This is a genomic window from Variovorax robiniae, assembly GCF_037889955.1.
Taxonomy (GTDB): Bacteria; Pseudomonadota; Gammaproteobacteria; order Burkholderiales; family Burkholderiaceae_C; genus Variovorax; species Variovorax robiniae.
The window spans coordinates 15408-36638 of record NZ_JBBKZS010000021.1 but is presented as its reverse complement, the minus strand read 5'-3'; the positions used below and the strand labels follow the sequence as shown (position 1 = coordinate 36638).

The following is a 21231-nucleotide window of genomic DNA, read 5'->3' as shown; positions in this document are numbered from 1 at the left end:
CTATAACCGCCTGTCCGCCCGAGCGGCGGCGACCATTCCCCACTTTTGCCAGCGGCCTTTTTCCCCACTGGCCAGCATGCTCATCGATGAAGCGCGGTTTTTACACCATCATGTCGGCCCAGTTCTTTTCGTCTGTGGCCGACAACGCGCTTTTCGTCGCCGCCATCGAACTGATGAGAAGCACGGGCGCGGCCGAATGGCAACGCGCGGCACTGGTGCCGATCTTCGCCATCTTCTATGTGGTGTTGGCGCCACTGCTGGGCGCATTCTCCGACGCCTTGCCGAAAGGCAAGGTGATGTTCATCAGCAACGGCATCAAGGTGCTGGGCTGCGTGATGATGCTGTTCGGCTCGCATCCATTGTTGTCCTACGCCATCGTCGGCCTGGGCGCGGCGGCCTACTCGCCGGCCAAGTACGGGATCCTGACGGAGCTGCTGCCGGCCTCGCAACTGGTCAAGGCCAACGGCTGGATCGAAGGCCTCACCATCGCATCGATCATCCTGGGCATCCTGCTGGGCGGGCAATTGGTGGGGCACACGGTGTCGCACTTCCTGCTGAAGTTCGACGTACCCTTCATCGACACCGGCGTCGACACGCCCTCCGAAGCCGCGATCGCCGTGCTGATCTTCGTGTACCTGATCGCCGCCTGGTTCAACACGCGCATCCCGCACACCGGCGTCGAGATGCGGCCGCTGCGCTCCAATCCGCGCAAGAGCTTCCTGTCCAACCTGGTCGCGCTGCTGCCGGACTTCTGGCACTGCAATTCGCGCCTGTGGCGCGATCGGCTCGGACAGATCTCGCTGGCCACGACCACGCTGTTCTGGGGCGCCAGCGGCAGCCTCAAGTACATCGTGCTGGCATGGGGCACGCTGGCCCTGGGCTACAGCACGGCACAGGCCACGGCACTGACCGGCGTGGTGGTGGTGGGCACCGCCGTCGGCGCGGTGGTGGCTTCGATGCGCATGAAGCTGGACATGGCGACGCGGGTGATTCCGATGGGCATCGGCATGGGGCTGCTGCTGATCTCGCTGATCTTCATCACCAACCTGTGGGTGGCGATTCCGTTCCTGGTGCTGCTGGGCGGGCTGGGTGGCTTCCTGGTGGTGCCGATGAACGCGCTGCTGCAGCACCGCGGCCACAACCTGATGGGCGCCGGCCGCTCCATCGCCGTGCAGAACTTCAACGAGCAGGCCTGCATCCTGGTGCTGGGCGTGTTCTACAGCGCCTGCACCGGCGCAGGGCTGTCGGTGTACATGGCCATCGCGGCCTTCGGCGGGTTGGTCGGTGGGGTCATGTGGATCATCCAGCTTTGGTACAACTACAACCTCAAGAAGTACCCCGAGGAAATCGAGCACCTGCTGCAGATCGCGCGCAGCGACAAGCATCATTGAAATAGGCCCACCCCTGCAGCGCCTGCGGCGCATCGGGCGGCCGCCAGAGGCAGCTGCTCTTGCGGGCCGTCCAAGCCTGCGCAGGCAGGCTTGGGGCCGCGGCCCTCAGCCCTCAAGGGGGCGCACCCAGCGGCCCGGCAAAGCCGGTTCCGCGGGTGCTCCCGAACAGACAGCGCTCGCACAGGCTTCGTACGGCGGTGACAGACATGTCTTCCCGCTGCGACTAGGATGCACGCCTTTACCTTTACCCACAGCAAGGATTGGCCATGGCAAGCATCTATGACTTCGAGGCGACCAGCATCGATGGCAAGCCCATCGCACTCAAGAAATTCAAGGGCAAGGTCCTGCTGATCGTCAACACGGCGAGCAAATGCGGCTTCACGCCGCAGTTCGAAGGCCTCGAAAAGCTGCACGAAAAGTATTCCGGCGAAGGCCTCACCGTGCTGGGCTTTCCGTCGAACCAGTTCGGCGCGCAAGACCCCGGCACCAACGAGGAAATCGGCGCGTTCTGCACCAAGAACTACGGTGTGAGCTTTCCGATGATGGAGAAGATCGACGTCAACGGCAGCAACGCCGCACCGCTCTACCAGTACCTCACCAAGGAAAAGCCGGGCCTGCTCGGCATGACCGCGATCAAGTGGAACTTCACCAAGTTCCTGGTCGGGCGCGACGGCAAGGTGCTCAAGCGCTATGCGCCGCTGGACACGCCGGCTTCCATGACGCGGGATATCGAGAAGGCGCTGCAGGCCACCTGATCCGCACCCGATTCGCGCGATGAACGCAGGAGCAAGCCTGATGACCACATCTCCGGTGCGGCACGACGCGGTGCGCACGCCCGACGAGCGCTTCGACAACCTGCCCGGCTATCCCTGGGCACCGCACTACATCGCGGACTTGCCCTCGCTGTCGGGCCTGCGCATGCACTACCTCGACGAAGGCCCGCGTGACGCGGCGACGACCTGGTTGTGCCTGCACGGCAATCCGACGTGGAGCTACCTCTACCGCAAGATGATTCCGAGCTTCCTGGAGGCCGGGCATCGCGTGGTCGCGCCGGATCTGATCGGCTTCGGCAGAAGCGACAAGCCCACGGACGACGGCGCGCACAGCTTCACCTGGCATCGGCAGGTGCTGCTGGAATTCGTCGAGCGGCTGGACCTGCGCGACGTGGCGCTGGTGGTGCAGGACTGGGGCGGTCTGCTCGGCTTGACGCTGCCGATGGTCGCGCCGCAGCGCTATCGCGATTTGCTCGTCATGAATACAGGGTTCGGCACGGGCGATGCGCCGCTGGGCGCTGGCTTCCTGGCCTGGCGCGAGATGTGCGCGAAAAATCCCGAGTTCGATGTGGGCCGGCTGTTTGCGCGCGGCAATCCGCAGATGCGCTCGGAAGAATGCGCCGCCTACAACGCCCCCTTTCCCGGTCCCGCGTATCGCGCGGCGCTGCGTGCCTTTCCGCCAATGGTGCCGGAATTTCCGGACGCCAACGGCGCGGCCGAGTCACGCGCGGCGCGTGACTTCTTCGGTCAGCAGTGGCAAGGCCGGACCGTGATGGCGGTCGGCGCGCAAGACCCCGTGATGGGTGTGCCTGCGATGCGCGCGCTGCAGAAATTGATCCGCAATTGCCCCGAGCCGCTGGTGCTCGAAAAGGCTGGTCACTTCGTGCAGGAAATGGGCGAGCCCGCGGCGCTGGCCGCGGTGCAGGCGTTCCGTTGAAGCACTTCGATCAGAAACGGAAATCCACCGTCCTCGGTGCGCTTGCGAGCGTCACCGGCAGGTTCTTGGTGACGCCACCGCTGCTGGCCTGGACCATGTAGGAACCCGTCGGCAGGTCGACCAAGCACAGCGGGCCGCGGGCGCGGAATACGTAGGCCGGGGCCGCGGTCGTCGCGTCCTGGATCGTCACATCGACGTCGGCCAGGTAGGCGCCATCGGGTCGCGCGAACATCAGCGACAGCGGATGGTCCTTCATCTGCGAGCGCATCGCCACGGATTCATCCGAGCCGATGCCACCGCACACGTGGGTCGGTCCATCGGGTTTCTGAGCCCACGCGCCGCAGGCCGCAGTGGCGATGGCGCAGGCGACAACGCCGTTGCGCAGCAAGCTGGAAGAAACAAGGGAAACCATTTGGAACTCCTTCCTGATAGGGATCAGGTTGGCGTCATGGTGCGGCGCGACGGGCATGCAGCGGGTCGGACCCGTCCTGCAATGCCTGTGCGATCAGGCCGATGTGGCGGACGGCGCAAGCGCCGCGTCGAGCAGTTCGACCCAGTGCCGCACCGGCGTTTCGCTGCCGCTTTGCAGGTGCGTGATGCAACCGATGTTGGCCGACACGATGGTGCTCGGCTGCAGTTGGTTCAGGTGCCCCAGCTTGCGATCGCGCAGCGGATAGGCCAATTCGGGTTGCAGCACGGAATAGGTGCCCGCGGAACCGCAGCACAGGTGCGATTCGTTGCGCGCGACCTGGATGTCGAAGCCCAGCGCGCGCAGGTCGACCTCGACGCCGCCGCGCAGCTTCTGGCCGTGTTGCAAGGTGCAAGGCGGGTGGTAGGCGACGACGCCGGCCGGCGCCTTCACGCGCGGCTTGAGCGACTTCACCAGGTCTGGCAACAACTCGCTGAGGTCACGCGTCAGTGCACTGATACGCGCGGCCTTCGCGGCATAGGCCGCATCGTCCTTCAGCATGTGACCGTATTCGCGCACCGTGACGCCGCAGCCCGATGCGTTCATCACGATCGCCTCGACCGCGCCGCTTTCCACCTGCGGCCACCAGGCGTCGATGTTGGCGCGCATCTGGGCCTTGCCGCCTTCGTGGTCGTTGAGGTGGAACTTGACGGCGCCGCAGCAGCCCGCCTCCTTCGCGATGACGGTTTCGATGCCGGCCGCGTCGAGCACGCGCGCGGTGGCGCTGTTGATGTTGGGCATCATCGACGGCTGCACGCAACCGGCGAGCATGAGCACCTTGCGTGCGTGCTGGCGCGTGGGCCAGGCACCGGCGCCCTGCTTCACCGGCACCTTGGCCTTGAGCTTTTCTGGCAGCAGCCCGCGCACGCTCTGGCCGAGCTTCATCGCAGGGCCGAACAGCGGCGAAGGAAGTCCCTCCTTCAGCAGCCAGCGCGTGGCGGATTCCTTGCCCGTGCGCGGTACCTTCTCGTCGACGATCTTGCGGCCGATGTCCACCAGGTGCCCGTACTGCACGCCGCTCGGGCAGGTGCTCTCGCAGTTGCGGCAGGTGAGGCAGCGGTCCAGGTGCATTTGCGTGCTGCGCGTGGGCGCCTTGCCTTCGAGCACCTGCTTGATGAGGTAGATGCGTCCGCGCGGGCCGTCGAGTTCGTCGCCGAGCAGCTGGTAGGTCGGGCAGGTGGCGGTGCAGAAGCCGCAGTGCACGCACTTGCGCAGGATGGCTTCGGCTTCACGGCCGTCGGGCGTGTTCTGGAATTCGGGGGCGAGTTCTGTTTGCATGGTCAGTTGCCGAGGCGGCCGCGGTTGAAGAGGCGATGCGGGTCGAACTCATGCATCAGGTTGCGCTGCACGCGCGCGAGGGCGGGCGAGAGCGTGTCGAATCGTGCGTCGGTTTGCGACGCATCGGCTGGACGGAAGAGCGTCGCATGGCCGCCGGCTTCGCGTGCCGCGGCACGGATGGTCGCGCCTTGGCCCGACGGTGCGCGGTACCAGCGCTGGGCGCCATGCCATTCGATCAGCGGCGACTCGCCGTCTATGGCCAACACGGGCGCGGTCTGCGGCACGGAGACGCGCCACAGGTCGTGCGTGCCCGGTGTGTCGATGAACCACGGCAGGGTCTGGTCGCGGCAGGCGTCCCAGTCGGCGGCGACGTTCTGCTGCCGCTCGCCACCGAGGTGCGTGCAGGCGGCTTCGACCGCTGCCGCGGCGCCACGCAGCCGCAGGTAGAGCATGGGATTGCTGGCGTCCTCGACCCAGCAACTCGCGTTCAGTGGCAGGGGCTGGCCGCCCCATGCATTGAGCAGCGTCAGTGCATCGGCCTGGCTGCAGTCGAAGCGCAAGGTCGCTTCGGCCGGCGGCACCGGCAGCACCTTGAGGCTGACCTCCGTGATGACACCCAATGTGCCCAGCGACCCGGCGAGCACGCGCGAGACGTCATAGCCTGCAACGTTCTTCATGACCGTGCCGCCAAAGCGCAGCAGCTCGGCCTTGCCGTTGAGCAGTTCCGCGCCGAGCACATGGTCGCGCACCGAGCCGACGCTGGCGCGCGAAGGGCCGCTGAGCCCGGCGGCGACCATGCCGCCGACCGTGCCGCCGCTGCCGAAGCGCGGCGGCTCGAAGGCCAGGCACTGGCCCTCGGCGGCAAGCAGCGCTTCGAGTTCGGACAGCGGCGTACCGGCGCGCACGGTGACGACGAGTTCGCTGGGCTCATAGCTCACGATGCCCGCGAGCGGCCGGGTGTCCAGCGGCTCGCCGCTGCCGGGTTCGCCGTAGAAGTCGCGCGTGTCGCCGCCGCGGATGCGCAAGGGGTTGGCGCTGGCGGCCGCGGCGCGAACGCACTCGACCAGCGCTTGCAAAGTGGAATCCATGGTGCTCATCAGAAACGTGGAAGGTCGGCGAAGGGCGTCTGCGCGCTGGCGCGGAAGACCTGCTTGCCGTACTCCGCGCAACGCTGCAAGGTCGGGATCACCTTGCCCGGGTTCAGGTTGCCGCTCGGGTCGAAGGCGCGCTTCACGCCGAACATCTGCTCGTTCTCGGCCGCGGTGAACTGCACGCACATGCTGTTGAGCTTTTCCACGCCCACGCCATGCTCGCCCGACACGGTGCCGCCCATCGCGACGCTGGTCTCGAGGATGTCGGCGCCGAAGAGTTCGCAGCGGTGCAGCTCGTCCGGGTCGTTGGCATCGAACAGCACCAGCGGGTGCAGGTTGCCGTCCCCGGCGTGGAACACGTTGCAGCAGCGCAGGTTGTACTTCTTCTCCATCTCCTGGATGGCGAGCAGGATGTCGGCCAGGCGCTTGCGCGGGATGGTGGAGTCCAGGCACATGTAGTCGGGACTGATGCGGCCGGATGCGGGGAAGGCGTTCTTGCGGCCGCTCCAGAACTTGAGGCGTTCGTCTTCGCTGGTGCTCACCGCGATGGCCGTGGCGCCGCAGCTTCGCAACACCTCGCTCATGCGGCCGATCTCTTCCTCGACTTCCTCCGGCGTGCCGTCGGATTCGCAGAGCAGGATCGCGGCGGCCGTGAGGTCGTAGCCTGCGCGCACGAAGTCCTCGACGGCGGCAGTCATGGGCTTGTCCATCATCTCCAGGCCGGCCGGGATGATGCCGGCGGCGATCACAGCGGCGACCGCATCGCCGGCCTTTCGCACGTCGTCGAAGCTGGCCATGATGCAGCGCGCGAGTTGCGGCTTTGGCACCAGTTTCACCAACACCTCTGTGGTCACGGCCAGCATGCCTTCGCTGCCGACCACGAGCGCCAGCAGGTCGAGGCCAGGCGCGTCGAGCGCTGCGCCACCGAACTCGACCGGCTCGCCATCGGCCATGAAGCCGCGCACGCGCAGCACGTTGTGCAAGGTCAGGCCGTACTTGAGGCAATGTACGCCGCCCGAGTTCTCGGCGACATTGCCGCCGATGGTGCAGGCGATCTGGCTCGACGGGTCGGGCGCGTAGTAGAGGCCGTAGGGCGCGGCGGCCTCGCTGATCGCGAGGTTGCGCACGCCGCACTGCACGCTGGCGGTGCGGGCGACCGGATCGATCTCGATGATGTTGTTGAACTTGGCGAGCGAGAGGGTCACGCCCATCGTGTCGGGCATCGCGCCGCCGGAGAGGCCGGTGCCGGCGCCGCGCGCCACGACTGGCACGTTGAGCTTGTGACAGGTCTTGAGCACGGCCTGCACTTGCGCCGCGGTCTCGGGCAAGGCCACGACCAGCGGGCGCGCGCGGTAGGCCGTGAGGCCGTCGCACTCGTAAGGCGTCGTGTCCTCGTCATGCCAGATCAGTGCATGCGCGGGCAGGTCGGCCTGCAATGCGCGCACGACCTGCGCCTGGCGTTCCGTCTTCGAGAGCAATTCGTTCTGCGTGGGCGTGACGGGGGCATTCATTTCAGTCTTTCATTGCTCTGTGCGTCGCAACAGCGTTGGTGGTTGCGATCGGAAGCATCGTGGGCTGCTTCATTCCGACATTCTCAATGAACAACCATCAGCGTGAACGGCCACACATACGCCTGCAAGGTCACGTACAGCCCCACCAGCGCGGCCAGCGCGATCGAGTGGAAGAACACATAGCGCAGGATGTCGCCCTCATGGTCGAACCAGCGCGTGGCTGTGGAGGCCACCACGATCGACTGCGCATCGATCATCTTGCCCATCACGCCACCCGAGCTGTTGGCCGCACCCATCAGGTTCGGGCTCAGGCCGAGTTGCTCCGCCGCCACCTTCTGCATGCCGCCGAACAAGACGTTCGATGCGGTGTCGGAGCCCGTCATCGCCACCCCGATCCAGCCCATCAGCGTGCCGAAGAAGGGATAGAACGCACCGGTGTTCGCAAAGGCCAGCCCCAGCGTGGTGTCCGTGCCCGAGAAGCGCGTCAAGGTGCCCAGCGCCAGCATCAGCACGATCGTCAGCAGCGAGTAGCGCACCAGCCACAGCGTGCGAAAGAAAGTGCGCACGATCTCCACCGGGCTGTACTTCATGAACAGCGCGCTCACGATGGCCGACAGCAGGATGCCCGTGCCCGTGGCCGACATCAGGTTGAGCACGTAGACGGCCGACTCCTTGTGCGGCGTGGGCACCACCGGCGGCATCTTGTCGATCATGTTGTGCAGCCCGGCCATCGGGAAGGACGGAGCGAAGATGCCGTTGAGCGCGGCCTTCACCGGCGGCAGGCCCCAGACGAAGACGAACACCGACAGGATCAGCCAGGGCGTCCAGGCACGGATCAGCTCCGCGCGCGGATGCACCACGATCGGCGCAGGCGGCTTGGCCTCATGCGCGCTCACGTCCTTGCCGCGCAGCGACGGCGAGTGCCAGATCTTCTTCGGCTGCCAGACGCGCAGGAACAGCACCAGGCTGACCATCGAGACGATGGCCGCGATGATGTCCACGAGTTCCGGGCCGATGAAGTTGGAGACCAGGTACTGCGGGATGGCAAACGACAGGCCCGTCACCAGGATCGCCGGCCAGATCTCCATCATGGCCTTGCGCCCGGCGAAGGCCCAGATCAGCCAGAAGGGCACCAGCAGCGAGAAGAAGGGCAGCTGGCGGCCGATCATCGCGGTGACTTCCATCAAGTCGTAGCCGTGCACCTTGGCCAGCGTGATGACCGGCGTGCCCAAGGCCCCGAAGGCGACCGGCGCGGTATTGGCGATGAGCGAGAGGCCGGAGGCGGCCAGCGGCGAGAAGCCCAGGCCGATCAGGATGCCCGCGGTCACCGCCACGGGCGTCCCGAAGCCGGCTGCACCCTCGAAGAACGCGCCGAAGCAGAAGGCGATCAGCAGCAGCTGGATGCGCCGGTCCTCGGTGATGCCAGAGAGCGAGTCCTGCAGCACCTTGAAGCTGCCGTTCTGCTCGGCCAGTTGCTGCAGGAAGATGATGTTGAGCACGATCCAGCCGATGGGCAGCAGGCCGGTGAAGCCGCCGAAGAGGGCGGCGCGACCGGCCATGTCGGCGGGCATGCCATAGGCGAAGACGGCGACCAGCAGCGCGGCCAGCAGGCCCAGGCCGGCCGCGATGTGCGCCTTGATGTGGAAGAAGCCCAGGCAGGCCAGCATCACCACCACCGGAATCGCGGCCAGCGCGGTGGAAATGATCATGTTGCCGAACGGGTCGTAGATCTGCTGCCAGGTCATATCTTGTGTCTCCGGAAAGTTGTGCCGGTGACTGTAGGCAGGCGTGCCCCGCAGCGGGTTGATCGTTTTTTGTCCGCCGCTTGAGAAAATTTTGCGGCGTCACACCTTCAGGAATGGAACGTCTGAGCGAGCCAGTCGACAAACGCCGCGCATTGCCACCGCTCCAGCGCCCCCGGCTGCCAGCAGATGTAATGTTTGTGCGGCGACATCACCGGCTTGTCCGACAGCGGCACCAGCCGCCCCGATTCAAGCCAGGCCGCGCCCAGCTTCAGCCGCACGAGTGCCACGCCGAAGCCGCTGGCGGCGGCGTCGTAGACGAGACCCAGGTCGTTGAACTGCGCGCCGACCTTGGGCTCGGTCCGGGCCAGGCCGCAGCTTGCGAACCAGGTGTTCCAGGGCTCCAGCGGGCTGCGGATCAGGCGCGCGCTGGCGATCTCGGCCTCGGTGCGAAAGCCGTCGAACGGGCCGAACTCGTTGAGGTAGCTGTGGCTGCAGGCCGGCACCACCTCTTCCTCGATCAGCAGGCGGTGCTCGCAGTCGGCATACGCACCGGGGCCGTAGCGCACCTCGAGGTCGGCCTGCTCCCCGGTCACGTCGAGCAGCGGGATCGACACCTGCAGCACCAGGTCGATATCGGGGTAGAGATTGCGGAAGGCTTCCAGCCGCGGCATCAGGAACTGGCGGCTGAAGGTGGGCGTCACCGCCACGCGCAGGCGTGCCGCGCGCTGCGTGGCCTTGCTGCTGCCCGGCACCGCCTGCAGCGCCGCCAGCCCGGCGCGCACATTGGCCAGGTAGGCCGCGCCATCGGCCGTGAGGCTGAAGTCGCTGCGCCCGAACAGCTTGAAGCCCACATGCGACTCCAGTTGCCGGATCCGGTGGCTGACCGCGCTGGCCGTCACGCAGAGTTCATCGGCCGCGCGACCCGCATGCCGCAGGCGCGCCACGGCCTCGAAGGTCAGCAGGCACTGGATAGGCGGGATGTGCTGGAGGGACATACGCGCCGCACATCAGTCGTCGAAGAAGTTGACTGGCGAGCCCGCGGCCTCGACTCGGCGCATCACGACGCAGCCCGACGCGGGCAGGCGATCGATCTCCGCCGCGGGCCGCCCCTTGCGCGCGCTGGTGACGAACAGTGTGCGAAGGTCGTCGCCGCCGAAGCACGGCATGGTCGGGCATTGCACCGGCAGGGGGATGGCTTCGAACTGCGTGCCGTCGGGTGACAGGCGCAACAGTTGCCCGCCTTCGAACATGGCCGACCAGTAGTCGCCGGCGGCATCGACGGTTGCGCCGTCGGGCCGACCCTCGTAGGGCACACCGCTCTCCGCACTCCAGCCTTCGGGCTTGGCGGCAAATTGATGGAACACGCGCTCGCGCGAGAGCGTGTTGCTGTCGCCGACCCAGTCCCATGCACGCACGACGTGCGCGGCAGTGTCGGACCAATACAGCGTGCCCCCGTCCGGCGAGAACCCGAGGCCATTGGCGGTGGTGGCTTCATTCGCCATCTTCGTCACGACCGGCGTGCGGCCACCGCGCGCGTCCAGGCAATACAGCGTGGCATTGCGCTGCGTCTTGGGTTCGTTCAGCGTGCCAGCCCAGAAGCGGCCGAGCGGATCGCACTTGCCGTCGTTGAAGCGCATGGTCGCGGTGTCGTAGTCGGCGGCCCGCATCAACTGCAGCGCGCCGCCCCATTCCCTGGCGCGATGGATGCCGCTGCGCAAGGCCAGCACGAGGCCGCCGCGCCGGGCGGGCGCGATGCATCCAGGCTCCTCAGGCAAGGGCCAGCGCTCGACGACGACATCGGGCCCGATCGCACCGCGCGTGCGCAGCACGCACCGGCCGGGGATGTCGATCCAGTAGAGGGCCCCCTCCTGCGGATGCCAGAAGGGCGATTCGCCAAGTTCACAAAGGGAGTCTGGGAGGGTCTGCCACATGGTGCTGCGATTGTGCGGTCAAGCGCAGCGCCTGCGCGCCCACAAGCAACGCCCTTGCGCGCGCCGACCACCCGCTTATGATGCGGCTGCCCCAAAAAACTGACGGGAAACTGACCATGAACACCATCCATCCCAAGACTTCGCTGTCGCGCCGCAGTGCGTTGCAACTGTGCCTGGGGGGCGCCGCCAGCGTGCTCCCCGGATTCGCTTCCGCCCAGGGCGCCTGGCCCAACAAGGCGGTGACGCTGGTGGTGGGCTACCCACCCGGCGGCCAGACCGACTTCGCCGGGCGCGTGCTCACGGCCGGCATGCAGACCAGCCTGGGCCAGGGCGTGGTCATCGACAACAAGCCCGGCGTCAACGGCAACATCGCGACCGACTACGTCGCCAAGTCGCCGCCGGACGGCTACAAGCTGCTGGTCGGCAATGGCAGCAACATGGTGCTGAATCCGCACACCTACCGCAACACGCCGGTGGCGGACCCGCTCAAGCTCACGCCCATCGGCCTGCTGCTGACCTCCTCGCTGATGCTGGTGGTGCCGGCCAGCCTGCCGGTGAAGAACGTCGAGGAATTCATCGCCTGGGTCAAGGCGGAGGACAAGGCCGGCAAGACGGTCGACTACGCCTCGGGCGGCCCCGGCAGCCTGGTGCAGACCGCCATGGAACTGTTCCGCGAGCGCATCGGCAAGCCCAAGATGAGCCACGTGCCGTACAAGGGCAGCAGCCCGGCCATGATCGACCTGATCGCCGGCCGCATCCCGTGCATGTTCGACGCCTCGTCGGTGGTGGCGCCGATGCTCAAGTCCGGGCAGCTCAAGGCGCTGATGTCCACCGGCCCCAAGCGCGTGCCGGCTTTCCCCAATGTGCCAACCGCCAAGGAAAGCGGCATCAAGGACTTCGAGATCATCTCCTTCATCGGCCTCTACGGCCCCGCCGGCCTGCCGGCCGACATCGTGACGAAGGTGAATACCGCGATGAACACGGCCCTCAAGGACGCCAACGTCCAGAAGACCATCGCCGACCGTGGCGACGATGCCGGCGGCGGCACGCCCGCGCAACTCGATGCGATGACCAAGAGCTACTACAAGCTGCTGGGCGAGGTCGTCAAGAACAACGACATCCGGGCTGAGTAAGAGCAACAGGGTCGACCACCACGCCGACCCTCACCCCGCAGCCGCCAGCAACTCCGGCAGGCGGGCCGCGGCCAGCTTGGTGGCCGCACGGTAGCGACGCAGCAGCGCCTGCCGGTCCGCGTCGCTTTCGTCGACGCCGCGCACCATGTTCCCCAGCGTGTTCAGCCGTGCGCGTCCCATCCACTCCGACACGGCCGGATGCCTGCCCCAGCGCTGACCGTTGGCCATCGCAATGGCCATCATGCGCAGCCAGTCGGCCGGCACGCTGGGTGGCGGGATGGTGGCGCAGAGGGCGTTCTTTTCCGCGTCGTCGGCGTCCAGGCTTTCCACGAAGGCGATCAGCGCCGAGCTGAAGGCCGGCAGGCAACTGCGCACCATCAGCAGGTTGACCCTGTCGCCGTCGAACACACGCATGGCCTGCGGCGGCGGGATGCCGTTGGCGGTGCAGTCGACGTAGAGCCAGTCGGGATCGGCCGACACGGTGCCGTGGTCGAGCACGATGCGTGTCGGCTCGATGGAGCGCACATGCCCCAGGCGCACGATGTTCGTGATGCGCCGGACCTCGCGCATCTCGGCCGGTGCGACGGTGGCGCAGCGGTACATCGTCGGCTCGATATCCGGCGACAGGCGCAGCATCTGGTGGGCCGCCTCGAGCCGCAGGAACAGGTCGGCCATCGAGGTGGCGGCAGCGATCGCCTCCATCTGCTCGGCCAGCCCGAGGAAGGTTCGATCGAAGCCCTCCATGCCGGGCTGCACCGCGCCGCGGTCCAGGAACCACGCATCGCGCGGGACGATCCAGCGGATCGCGCCGGGGTCCACGCCGTTCTCCAGCAACCATTGGCAGGCGTCGATGCCGGTCTTGCCGGAGCCGATCACCACGTAGGCGGGGTGCGGACGCCCGATCTTTGGCAGATCATTCGGCGGCACGCAACGCACGCCCGCGGCCACCGGGTACGGCGGCGGGCGCGTGGAGGGCACTTCGGTGCGCGCATGGGTCGCGTCGACAATCTTGCGACGCACCTTCACCGCTTGCCGCGCACCTGACAGCAGCGAAGTGAAGCCGGTGCCATCCGCATCGACATCGCACATCGGGAAATGGCGCACCCGCCCCGACTGCAGGAAGCGCTGGTTCATGACCTGGTCGAAGTAGTCCACCACCTCGGCGCCGGAAGCCAGTTCCGACAGACCCTTGTTGAGCCCTACCTGATCCGTGTGGCCGTTGCCCAGTTGGCGCGAGTTGACGCCATAGAAGGCCGACGGTGAATGCAGGCGCACGAAGGAATAGGCGTCGTTCCAATGACCGCCGGGCCGATGGTGCCGGTCCACCATGACGATGTCGGCCTGCGTTTCGTCGAGCAGCGTGTCGACGAAGGACATGGCATTGGCGCCGGCGCCAATCACCAGGTAGTCGGTTTCGAGCGAGGTCGTGTCCATGGGCGGACTCTATGCGGACGGACGCTCAAAATCTATGACTCCGTTCACATCGCCGAAAAGCAAAAAGCCACCCCGTTGCGGTGGCTTGATGCTCATTCGTGGGATACAGCGGAACCGGTTGTGCGGCCCCGCAGGCTCGCTCACAGCAGGCGGTTGGCAAGGCGGCACACCCTGCCGCCCTGCCCAGGACTTACCTGTTGTAAGCCGTCTCGCCGTGCGACGTGATGTCGAGGCCTTCGCGCTCTTCTTCTTCCGTCACACGCAGGCCGATCGTCAGGTCGGCGATCTTGTAGGCGATGAACGCCACCACACCCGACCACACGATGGTCAGCACCACCGCCTTGAGCTGGGTCAGCACCTGCGGGCCGATCTCGCCGGCCACCACGGTGGCCGTGACCCAGTCGCCGACATAGCCGGGGCCGCCGAGCGACTGCGTGTTGAACACGCCGGTCAGCAGCGCGCCGACGATACCGCCCACGCCATGCACGCCGAACACGTCGAGCGAGTCGTCCGCCTTCAGCAGCTTCTTCAGGCCATGCACGCCCCAGAGGCAGGCGAAGCCGGCGACGAAGCCGATCACGATCGCACCCATCAGGCCGACGTTGCCGGCGGCCGGCGTGATCGCCACCAGGCCGGCGACGGCGCCGGAAGCGGCACCCAGCATCGAGGCCTTGCCCTTCAACAGCGCTTCACCGATGGACCATGCGAGCACGGCGGCGGCGGTGGCGGAGAAGGTGTTCATGAAGGCGAGCACCGCGCTGGTGCCGGCTTCGAGGGCCGAACCGGCGTTGAAACCGAACCAGCCCACCCACAGCAGCGAGGCACCGACCATGGTCAGCGTCAGCGAGTGCGGCGTGAAGGCTTCCTTGCCGTAGCCCACGCGCTTGCCGATCAGGTAGGCACCGACCAGGCCAGCAACGGCCGCGTTGATGTGCACCACGGTGCCGCCGGCGAAGTCCAGCGCGCCCCATTGCCAGATCAGGCCGGCCTTGGCATTCAGCTCGTCGACCACGGCGGCGCTGGTGTAGGCGTCCGGGCCCATCCAGAACCAGACCATGTGCGCGATCGGCGTGTAGGCGAAGGTGAACCAGAGCACCATGAACAGCAGCACGGCCGAGAACTTGGCGCGCTCCGCGAAGGCGCCCACGATCAGCGTGCAGGTGATGCCGGCGAAGGTGGCCTGGAAGGCGGCGAACAGCAGCTCGGGGATGTAGACGCCCTTGCTGAAGGTCGCACCCGGTGCGAAGACACCGGTGGCAGGATCGAAGACCCCCTTCATGAAGAGCCGGTCGAACCCGCCGATGAAGGAGTTGCCTTCGGTGAACGCGAGGCTGTAGCCGTAGATCATCCACAGCACCACGATCAGCGAGAAGGTGACCATCACCTGCATCAGGATCGACAGCATGTTCTTGCTGCGGACCAGGCCGCCGTAGAACAGGGCCAGGCCGGGGATGGTCATCATGATGACCAGCAAAGTGGAGACCATCATCCAGGCGGTGTCGCCCTTGTTGAAGCTGGGTGCGGCAGCCGGTGCTGCAGCGGCGTCGGCCGGTGCGGCGGCAGCGGGGGCTGCTGCGGCAGGTGCAGCGGCTGCGGGCGCGGCGGCTGCGGGGGCCGCAGCGGCAGCGGGCGCCGTGGCTTCGGCGGCTGGCGCGGCCGGTGCCTGGGCAAAGCCTGAAACGCTGGCGGTCAATATGCCCACGCCCAGCGCGAGGGAGAGGAGGAACTTTTTCATTGGGGTGCTCTTTCGTGCCGTGATGCGCGTGAAATCAGAGGGCTTCGCGACCGGTTTCGCCGGTGCGGATACGCACGACCTGCTCGAGGTCGTACACGAAAATCTTGCCGTCGCCGATCTTGCCGGTGCGGGCCGCGCCCTCGACGGCTTCGATGACGCGCTCGACCAGGTCGTCGGCGACGGCGGCCTCGATCTTGACCTTGGGGAGGAAGTCCACCACGTACTCCGCGCCGCGGTACAACTCGGTGTGGCCCTTCTGCCGGCCAAAGCCCTTGACTTCCGTCACGGTGATGCCCTGCACGCCGATGGTCGAGAGCGCTTCGCGCACCTCGTCGAGCTTGAAGGGTTTGATGATGGCTGTGACCAGCTTCATGGTTCTGCTACTCCTCAGGAAAATGTGGATGGCCAGACCCCAGCAAGGGTCGGGCCTGCTTTCGTTTTTCTTAGAACGTCTTGGTCAGCGTCGCGATGAAGCGGGCCTTGTTCGGCGAATAGGTCGACGCGCCGATCGGGCCGAAGCCGAAGTCGATGCCGGGGTTGTTGGCCACGGCATAGGCGCTTTGCTCGTTGGCGCCCTGGATCGAGCCGGCCAACGACAGGCCGCCGCCGAAGTCCCAGCTCGCGCCGACGTTGTAGTCCAGGTAGTTCTTGTAGCCCAGGCTGCGGATGTCCGAGGACATGAAGGTGTAGCCGACGGCCGCCTTCAGCGTGAGGCTGGTCAGCACGGTCTTGCTGTACGACAGGTTCAGGTAGCCCGTGTTCTGGCCCTTCAGGCCCGAGCCGCCCTTGTTGCCGGCGTAGTTGAAATAGTCCTTCGACACGGTGTGCGAGTACTTGGCGGTGAAGGAACCGATGGCTTCGTCGGCCCAGGTGGCGGCACCGTAGATTTCGGTCGTGTTGCCGGCCGTATTGCCCGAGTAGTAGTACTGCAGCACACCGAAGTCGAGGTCGACCGGGCCGGCCTTGAACTTGTAGCCGCCGTAGAAGTCGCTCTCGATGCTGTTGCCCGGCAGCCAGTTGACGCTGGAGTTCCAGTTGCCGACGTAGAAGCCGCTTTCGTGCGCGTAGTCGAAGCCGCCCTGGATGGCGGGCTTGAACCAGCTGGTCTTGACCGGGTCGGTGAAGCCCTTGCCGATCATGTCCTGGTCCTGGCCACGGAACTTGTAGTTGGTGGTGAACGAGACGTTGGCCGTGAGCGGCGAGACGACAGGCGCCGGGGCGGGTGCAGCAGCCGGATCTGCCGCAGGCGTGCTCTGGGCGAAAGCGGCGCCCGACGTTGCGAGCGTTGTGGCCAGTGCAACCAAAGCCGAGGCAGTGTTACGGTGCATCATCGAGGAACTCCTACGTGTATTTGAAAGGGGTGGAAACCTGTCAAAGCAGGGAGCGTGCCAAAGTGTGTCGGAGGGTGCTGGATAACCCGGATGGGTCATTCACAAACACTCACAAATGACGCGTCAAATCGTCATTTCAGGGTTTCTCGATGGCGTGATGAATGGAAAAGAAAACAAGAGTGCACCACGGAGGTGGATGCACTGATTTGGTGAGGGAGTGGAAATGAGTCTGTCTTTGGTGCAAAGCCGTGCTTTGCTGGGCCTGGAAGCGGCCAGCGTCACGGTCGAGGTGCATCTGGCCAATGGTTTGCCCAGTTTCACGCTGGTCGGGCTGGCGGATGTGGAGGTGAAGGAGGCGCGCGAGCGGGTGCGCTCGGCCATCCAGAACGCGGGGCTGGAATTCCCCAACAACAAAAAAATCGTCGTGAATCTAGCCCCCGCGGACTTGCCGAAGGACTCCGGGCGCTTCGATCTGCCGATCGCGCTGGGCATCCTGGCGGCCAGCGGGCAGGTCGATCCGGCGAAGCTGGCGGGACATGAGTTTGCGGGCGAGTTGTCCTTGTCGGGGCATCTGCGGCCGGTGCGCGGGGCGCTGGCGATGGCGCTGGCGTTGCACAGCCGAGGGATTGCGACGCGGCTGGTGTTGCCGGCCGAGAGCGCGCAGGAGGCGGCGTTGGTGCCGGGCTCGGAGGTGTATGGGGCGCGGCATTTGCTCGATGTGGCGCGGCGCTTTCTGCCGGCTGGGGCGGATGAACCGCTGCCGATTGAACCGGGTGAAGACAGCTGGGTGCGCGTTGTTGCTGAAGCCGGCGCTCACATTCATGGCTATCCCGACCTGTCCGACGTCAAGGGGCAGGCCGGCGCCAAGCGGGCGCTGGAGATCGCTGCGGCGGGCGGACACAGCCTGTTGATGGTCGGGCCGCCGGGCTCGGGCAAGTCGATGCTGGCCCAGCGTTTTGCCGGATTGCTGCCGGCGATGTCGGTGAACGAGGCGCTGGAGAGTGCGGCGGTGTCGAGCCTGGGCGGGCGCTTCACGGTCGACCGATGGGGCGTGCGGCCTACCTGTTCGCCACATCACTCCGCCAGTGCGGTGGCGCTGGTCGGAGGGGGTTCGCCCCCTCGACCAGGCGAGATCTCGCTCGCACATCATGGCATCTTGTTTTTGGACGAGTTTCCGGAGTTTCAGAGGGCCGCCTTGGAAGCCCTGCGCGAGCCGCTGGAGACCGGCACCATCACGATCGCCCGGGCCGCCCGGCGCTCCGAATTCCCGGCGCGATTCCAACTCATCGCCGCAATGAACCCCTGCCCTTGCGGCTTCTCGGGCTCCCCGCTGAAAGCCTGCCGCTGCACGCCGGACCAGATTTCGCGCTACCAGGGCAAGCTCAGCGGCCCCCTGCTGGACCGCATCGACCTGCACATCGAAGTGCCGGCCGTTTCCGCGCAGGAACTGCTGACGGCACCCCAAGGGGAAGCGAGCGCTGGCATCCGCGACCGCGCCGCCACCGCGCGCGAACTTGCGGTAGCGCGGCAAGGCGTGCCCAACCAGGCGCTGCGCGGCGCGCAGATCGACGTGCATGCGGGGCTTGACGACGCCGGCATGCGCTTCATGCAGACCGCGGCTACCAAGCTGGGCTGGAGCGCGCGCTCGACGCACCGGGCGCTCAAGGTCGCGCGCACCATCGCGGACCTGGCCGGCGCCGCGAACGTGCAGGCCGCGCACGTGGCGGAGGCGGTGCAGTACCGGCGGGCGCTGAGCGGTGCCGGATGAATCACGAACAAAAAGATAGACCATGACCGCCATCGCACGGTTCGTGAGGAACACGCTGGGGCGGGACTTTGCCGTCGGCGACATCCACGGCGCATTCGGCGCCCTGCAAGCCGCGCTGGCCGCCATCGGCTTCGACAGCAGCACGGACCGGCTCTTCTCCGTGGGCGACCTGGTCGACCGCGGCCCCGAGTCGGCGCAGGTCTTGGCCTGGCTCGACTTGCCCTGGTTCCACGCGATCTGCGGCAATCACGACTTCATGGCGTGGCGCAGCGCGCTCGGTCTGCCTTTCAAAGCGGTGGACCATGCCGCGCACGGTGGCGAATGGTTGTACGACCTGCCGTTGGGCGAGCAGCGGCGCATTGGCGAACGCCTGCGCGCGTTGCCGATGGCCTTCGAAGTGGAAACGGCCGGGGGCTGGGTCGGCATGGTTCACGCCGACTTTCCATCGGACGATTGGCGCGATCTGGCCATCATCGACTGGCGGACCCTCGACAACATGGACAGCTTTGCCAGCCAGTGCCTCTGGTCGATCGAGCGCCATCGACGGCGCTACCGGGGCGTCGTCCGGAACATCCGTGCGGTCGTGCACGGGCACATGACAATTCCCGCGATGGAGACCTTGGGCAACGTTCATTTCATCGACACCGGCGGCTGGCATCCCTCGGGGCGCTTCACCTTTCTGGAGCTGGGAGAGCTGAAGGCCTTCACCGGTCCCGGACCCTTGCGTGAGCGTGCCAATGTCCGGCGGAACCGGTAGCCCCCTGCAATCCGGCGACTCGCGCATGTCCGCCGAGCAGCCCACCTACGACGCCCGCCTGGTGGGCTGGTTGTCGGTCGGCCAGCTCATCACCTGGGGCAGCGTCTTCTACGCCTTCGCGCTGCTGATGGAGCCGGTCGAGCTGTCGCTGGGCCTGAGCCGCGCGCAATCGTCGCTGGCCTTCAGCCTGGGCCTGCTGGCCGAAGGCTTGATGGCCTGGCCGGTGGGGCGCTGGATCGACGCGGGACATGAGCGCGCGGTGATGACGGGCGGCTCGCTGGTGATGGGGCTCGGGCTCATCGCCCACAGTTTCGTGCAAGACATGGCGAGCTTCTACGCGGTGTGGATCGTGCTGGGCGGGGCGCTCGCGGCGACGCTCTACGCGCCGGCCTTCGCGATCGTGACGCGTCGCTTTCCACTGGGGTTCCGGCGCGCGATCATCACCCTCACCTTCCTCGGCGGACTGGCCAGCACGGTATTCATTCCGTTGATCGCCTGGCTCGTCGGCGCGATCGGCTGGCGGCATGCGCTGTGGGTGCTGGCGGCGATCCATCTGTTCCTCTGCGTGCCCTTGCATGCCGTGGTCCTGCGTGGCGCACCGCGGGCGTCTGCGTTGCGCGAGGCCGGCGCGGCGTCGTCAACGACTGCGCTGCCTGCGTCCCACTACCTGCGCAGCAAGCCCTTCCTGCTGATCGGCGTGTTTTCGGTGCTGCTGATGGCCGTCACGGCCGCGTTGCCGCCGCACATGGTGAGTCTGCTGCGCGGCAGCGGCCTGCCGGAGACGTGGGCCATCGCGGTGCCGGCCAGCATCGGCATCGTGCAGGTCTTCGGCCGGGCGCTGCTGTACTTCTTCGAGCATCGCTTCGACCTGCACCTGGCGAACCGGTTGATTCCCTGCCTGATCCCGCTGGGCTTGATCGCGCTGCTCGCCGGCAGCGGGCATGCGGGCGCGGCGCTGCTGTTCGTCGCGTTGTACGGCATGGGCAACGGCATGCTGACGATCGTCAAGGGGACCGCGATTGCGCAGTATGTGAGCCGCGAGCATGTGGCCACGCTGAATGGCGCGCTCGGCCTGCCGATGGCGATGGCACGCGCCGTCGCGCCGCTGATGCTGGGCTTGCTGTGGACACCGGCGAACGGCTACACGGCGGGGCTGTGGGTGCTGCTGGTCGCGAGCGTTGTCGCAGTGCTGGCACTGATGGGGGCGCAGCGGGCGCAGGTGGGATGATCTGCCCGCTTGTTCGCGATCCTCACATTGGGGAGGACTTGTCAGCCATCGCTGGCATTCCAGAGGCCGAACTCCACATGCCTCGACGCAGACTGAAAGTCCTTGTCGGTCGACAGAATCCGAAGATCGTGCCTGCGACTCAGCTGAATGAGCAAGGCGTCAATGGTGCCGATCTGAACGCCATGGCGGCGGCAAGTATTGCGGACCTCCGCAGCTTCGATGTGGTCCTGACGGTCCGGCTCGATGAAGGCCAAGGCAGAGAAACGCTCGATGATGCTGTCGCGCGCCTTCGGGCCGGCGAAGCCCTGCAAGAGTTCCTGCAATACGAGCCCGGTGCTGAACACCTGGTCAGCTCCGAGAAGTGCGTTGCGCAGGGTTATGACTTGCGGTGTCTGGAGATCGCCATCCCTGCGCAATGCGAGTGACCAGACGCTTGTGTCCACGAGCAAGCTCATGACTTGCGCGATCGCTCAGCCTTGTAGTCGAAGGAAGAATCCCAATCGAGCTTGCCAAAGAGATCGGCAACACGCTTCTGCTCGCGACGGGCGATGAACTCCTGAAGCGCGCGCGTGACGGCGGCCTTCTTCGTGACTTCTCCACTGAGCAGAAATGCACGGTCCAGAAGTTCCTGATCCAGGGCAAGGTTGGTAGCCATGTGTGACTCCTTCAAGTTCAGTCTACACATGGGATTTTGTTATGGCAACGCGGTCAAGGCAATA

At 66.4% G+C, this 21231-nt stretch carries 19 protein-coding genes and 1 pseudogene; 7 read left to right on the top strand and 13 right to left on the bottom strand.

Translation table 11 applies throughout. From position 1 onward, the window contains the following. Positions 1–86 precede the first annotated feature (86 nt). The 3 genes and pseudogenes from lplT to WKW79_RS30195 all read left to right on the top strand — a co-directional run. On the top strand, positions 87–1391 hold the full coding sequence (gene lplT, locus WKW79_RS30205) for a lysophospholipid transporter LplT (protein ID WP_340338931.1): 1305 nt from the start codon (positions 87–89) through the stop codon (positions 1389–1391). Between the two features lie 266 nt (positions 1392–1657). Continuing rightward, complete coding sequence (locus WKW79_RS30200; RefSeq protein WP_340338930.1) at positions 1658–2146, top strand: glutathione peroxidase; 489 nt, start codon at positions 1658–1660, stop codon at positions 2144–2146. Between the two features lie 52 nt (positions 2147–2198). Next, positions 2199–3101 (top strand): annotated as a pseudogene (locus WKW79_RS30195) (haloalkane dehalogenase); the annotation flags it as partial. A 10-nt stretch (positions 3102–3111) separates the two neighbouring features. Here WKW79_RS30195 and WKW79_RS30190 read toward each other — a convergent pair. The 7 genes from WKW79_RS30190 to WKW79_RS30160 form a co-directional block, all read right to left on the bottom strand. After that, positions 3112–3513, bottom strand: a complete 402-nt coding sequence (locus WKW79_RS30190; protein WP_340338929.1) for a carboxypeptidase regulatory-like domain-containing protein — start codon at positions 3511–3513, stop codon at positions 3112–3114. 93 nt (positions 3514–3606) lie between these two features. Then, positions 3607–4848 carry a glycolate oxidase subunit GlcF gene (glcF, locus tag WKW79_RS30185; protein ID WP_340338928.1) on the bottom strand — a complete coding sequence of 414 codons (1242 nt, stop codon included), beginning with the start codon at positions 4846–4848 and terminating at the stop codon, positions 3607–3609. A 2-nt stretch (positions 4849–4850) separates the two neighbouring features. Next, on the bottom strand, positions 4851–5945 hold the full coding sequence (gene glcE, locus WKW79_RS30180; RefSeq protein WP_340338927.1) for a glycolate oxidase subunit GlcE: 1095 nt from the start codon (positions 5943–5945) through the stop codon (positions 4851–4853). Next, positions 5945–7450, bottom strand: coding sequence for an FAD-linked oxidase C-terminal domain-containing protein (locus tag WKW79_RS30175; RefSeq protein ID WP_340338926.1), 1506 nt, complete (start codon positions 7448–7450; stop codon positions 5945–5947). Before WKW79_RS30175 ends, glcE begins: the two co-directional genes overlap by 1 nt. Positions 7451–7533: 83 nt before the next feature. Next, positions 7534–9195, bottom strand: a complete 1662-nt coding sequence (locus tag WKW79_RS30170) for an L-lactate permease (RefSeq protein ID WP_340338925.1) — start codon at positions 9193–9195, stop codon at positions 7534–7536. Between the two features lie 107 nt (positions 9196–9302). After that, complete coding sequence (locus tag WKW79_RS30165) at positions 9303–10190, bottom strand: LysR substrate-binding domain-containing protein (RefSeq protein WP_340338924.1); 888 nt, start codon at positions 10188–10190, stop codon at positions 9303–9305. A gap of 12 nt (positions 10191–10202) precedes the next feature. Then, on the bottom strand, positions 10203–11126 hold the full coding sequence (locus WKW79_RS30160) for an SMP-30/gluconolactonase/LRE family protein (RefSeq protein WP_340338923.1): 924 nt from the start codon (positions 11124–11126) through the stop codon (positions 10203–10205). Between the two features lie 116 nt (positions 11127–11242). On the opposite strand from WKW79_RS30160, the gene WKW79_RS30155 reads away from it, so the two are divergent. Then, positions 11243–12259 carry a Bug family tripartite tricarboxylate transporter substrate binding protein gene (locus tag WKW79_RS30155; RefSeq protein ID WP_340338922.1) on the top strand — a complete coding sequence of 339 codons (1017 nt, stop codon included), beginning with the start codon at positions 11243–11245 and terminating at the stop codon, positions 12257–12259. A gap of 30 nt (positions 12260–12289) precedes the next feature. On the opposite strand, the gene WKW79_RS30150 is transcribed toward WKW79_RS30155, so the two are convergent. From WKW79_RS30150 to WKW79_RS30135, 4 genes are all read right to left on the bottom strand, one after another. Beyond that, positions 12290–13693, bottom strand: coding sequence for a hypothetical protein (locus tag WKW79_RS30150; RefSeq protein WP_340338921.1), 1404 nt, complete (start codon positions 13691–13693; stop codon positions 12290–12292). Between the two features lie 190 nt (positions 13694–13883). Further along, positions 13884–15428: an ammonium transporter gene (gene amt / locus WKW79_RS30145; protein ID WP_340338920.1), complete on the bottom strand. Its 1545-nt coding sequence runs from the start codon at positions 15426–15428 to the stop codon at positions 13884–13886. A gap of 34 nt (positions 15429–15462) precedes the next feature. Beyond that, positions 15463–15801 carry a P-II family nitrogen regulator gene (gene glnK / locus WKW79_RS30140; RefSeq protein ID WP_213954512.1) on the bottom strand — a complete coding sequence of 113 codons (339 nt, stop codon included), beginning with the start codon at positions 15799–15801 and terminating at the stop codon, positions 15463–15465. A 70-nt stretch (positions 15802–15871) separates the two neighbouring features. Continuing rightward, entirely contained in the window at positions 15872–16759 is an 888-nt protein-coding gene (locus WKW79_RS30135; RefSeq protein WP_340338919.1) for a TorF family putative porin, read from the bottom strand. 223 nt (positions 16760–16982) lie between these two features. Between WKW79_RS30135 and WKW79_RS30130 the strand changes: the two genes are divergently transcribed. The 3 genes from WKW79_RS30130 to WKW79_RS30120 are packed head-to-tail and all read left to right on the top strand — an operon-like array spanning position 16983 to position 20512. Further along, complete coding sequence (locus tag WKW79_RS30130; RefSeq protein WP_340338918.1) at positions 16983–18527, top strand: YifB family Mg chelatase-like AAA ATPase; 1545 nt, start codon at positions 16983–16985, stop codon at positions 18525–18527. A 22-nt stretch (positions 18528–18549) separates the two neighbouring features. Then, positions 18550–19284, top strand: a complete 735-nt coding sequence (locus tag WKW79_RS30125) for a metallophosphoesterase (RefSeq protein WP_340338917.1) — start codon at positions 18550–18552, stop codon at positions 19282–19284. Between the two features lie 25 nt (positions 19285–19309). Next, on the top strand, positions 19310–20512 hold the full coding sequence (locus WKW79_RS30120) for an MFS transporter (protein ID WP_340338916.1): 1203 nt from the start codon (positions 19310–19312) through the stop codon (positions 20510–20512). Positions 20513–20553: 41 nt separating this feature from the next. Here WKW79_RS30120 and vapC read toward each other — a convergent pair whose 3' ends face one another. Both vapC and WKW79_RS30110 read right to left on the bottom strand, forming a co-directional pair. Next, on the bottom strand, positions 20554–20967 hold the full coding sequence (gene vapC, locus WKW79_RS30115) for a type II toxin-antitoxin system VapC family toxin (protein WP_340338915.1): 414 nt from the start codon (positions 20965–20967) through the stop codon (positions 20554–20556). Next, the gene (locus WKW79_RS30110) at positions 20964–21167 is read right to left on the bottom strand and encodes a type II toxin-antitoxin system VapB family antitoxin (protein WP_340338914.1); all 204 of its coding nucleotides are present in this window, start codon (positions 21165–21167) and stop codon (positions 20964–20966) included. Before WKW79_RS30110 ends, vapC begins: the two co-directional genes overlap by 4 nt. Between the last annotated feature and the right edge of the window lie 64 nt (positions 21168–21231).

Bases quoted from the DNA above. Each gene is read 5' to 3' on its own strand.
- WKW79_RS30110 (WP_340338914.1), bottom strand. From the start codon at position 21,167: ATGGCTACCAACCTTGCCCTGGATCAGGAACTTCTGGACCGTGCATTT.
- amt (WP_340338920.1), bottom strand. From the start codon at position 15,428: ATGAAAAAGTTCCTCCTCTCCCTCGCGCTGGGCGTGGGCATATTGACC.
- WKW79_RS30150 (WP_340338921.1), bottom strand. From the start codon at position 13,693: ATGGACACGACCTCGCTCGAAACCGACTACCTGGTGATTGGCGCCGGC.
- lplT (WP_340338931.1), top strand. From the start codon at position 87: ATGAAGCGCGGTTTTTACACCATCATGTCGGCCCAGTTCTTTTCGTCT.
- WKW79_RS30165 (WP_340338924.1), bottom strand. From the start codon at position 10,190: ATGTCCCTCCAGCACATCCCGCCTATCCAGTGCCTGCTGACCTTCGAG.
- WKW79_RS30160 (WP_340338923.1), bottom strand. From the start codon at position 11,126: ATGTGGCAGACCCTCCCAGACTCCCTTTGTGAACTTGGCGAATCGCCC.
- WKW79_RS30200 (WP_340338930.1), top strand. From the start codon at position 1,658: ATGGCAAGCATCTATGACTTCGAGGCGACCAGCATCGATGGCAAGCCC.
- glnK (WP_213954512.1), bottom strand. From the start codon at position 15,801: ATGAAGCTGGTCACAGCCATCATCAAACCCTTCAAGCTCGACGAGGTG.
- WKW79_RS30175 (WP_340338926.1), bottom strand. From the start codon at position 7,450: ATGAATGCCCCCGTCACGCCCACGCAGAACGAATTGCTCTCGAAGACG.
- vapC (WP_340338915.1), bottom strand. From the start codon at position 20,967: ATGAGCTTGCTCGTGGACACAAGCGTCTGGTCACTCGCATTGCGCAGG.
- glcE (WP_340338927.1), bottom strand. From the start codon at position 5,945: ATGAGCACCATGGATTCCACTTTGCAAGCGCTGGTCGAGTGCGTTCGC.
- WKW79_RS30135 (WP_340338919.1), bottom strand. From the start codon at position 16,759: ATGATGCACCGTAACACTGCCTCGGCTTTGGTTGCACTGGCCACAACG.
- WKW79_RS30130 (WP_340338918.1), top strand. From the start codon at position 16,983: ATGAGTCTGTCTTTGGTGCAAAGCCGTGCTTTGCTGGGCCTGGAAGCG.
- WKW79_RS30190 (WP_340338929.1), bottom strand. From the start codon at position 3,513: ATGGTTTCCCTTGTTTCTTCCAGCTTGCTGCGCAACGGCGTTGTCGCC.
- glcF (WP_340338928.1), bottom strand. From the start codon at position 4,848: ATGCAAACAGAACTCGCCCCCGAATTCCAGAACACGCCCGACGGCCGT.
- WKW79_RS30155 (WP_340338922.1), top strand. From the start codon at position 11,243: ATGAACACCATCCATCCCAAGACTTCGCTGTCGCGCCGCAGTGCGTTG.
- WKW79_RS30170 (WP_340338925.1), bottom strand. From the start codon at position 9,195: ATGACCTGGCAGCAGATCTACGACCCGTTCGGCAACATGATCATTTCC.
- WKW79_RS30120 (WP_340338916.1), top strand. From the start codon at position 19,310: ATGTCCGCCGAGCAGCCCACCTACGACGCCCGCCTGGTGGGCTGGTTG.
- WKW79_RS30125 (WP_340338917.1), top strand. From the start codon at position 18,550: ATGACCGCCATCGCACGGTTCGTGAGGAACACGCTGGGGCGGGACTTT.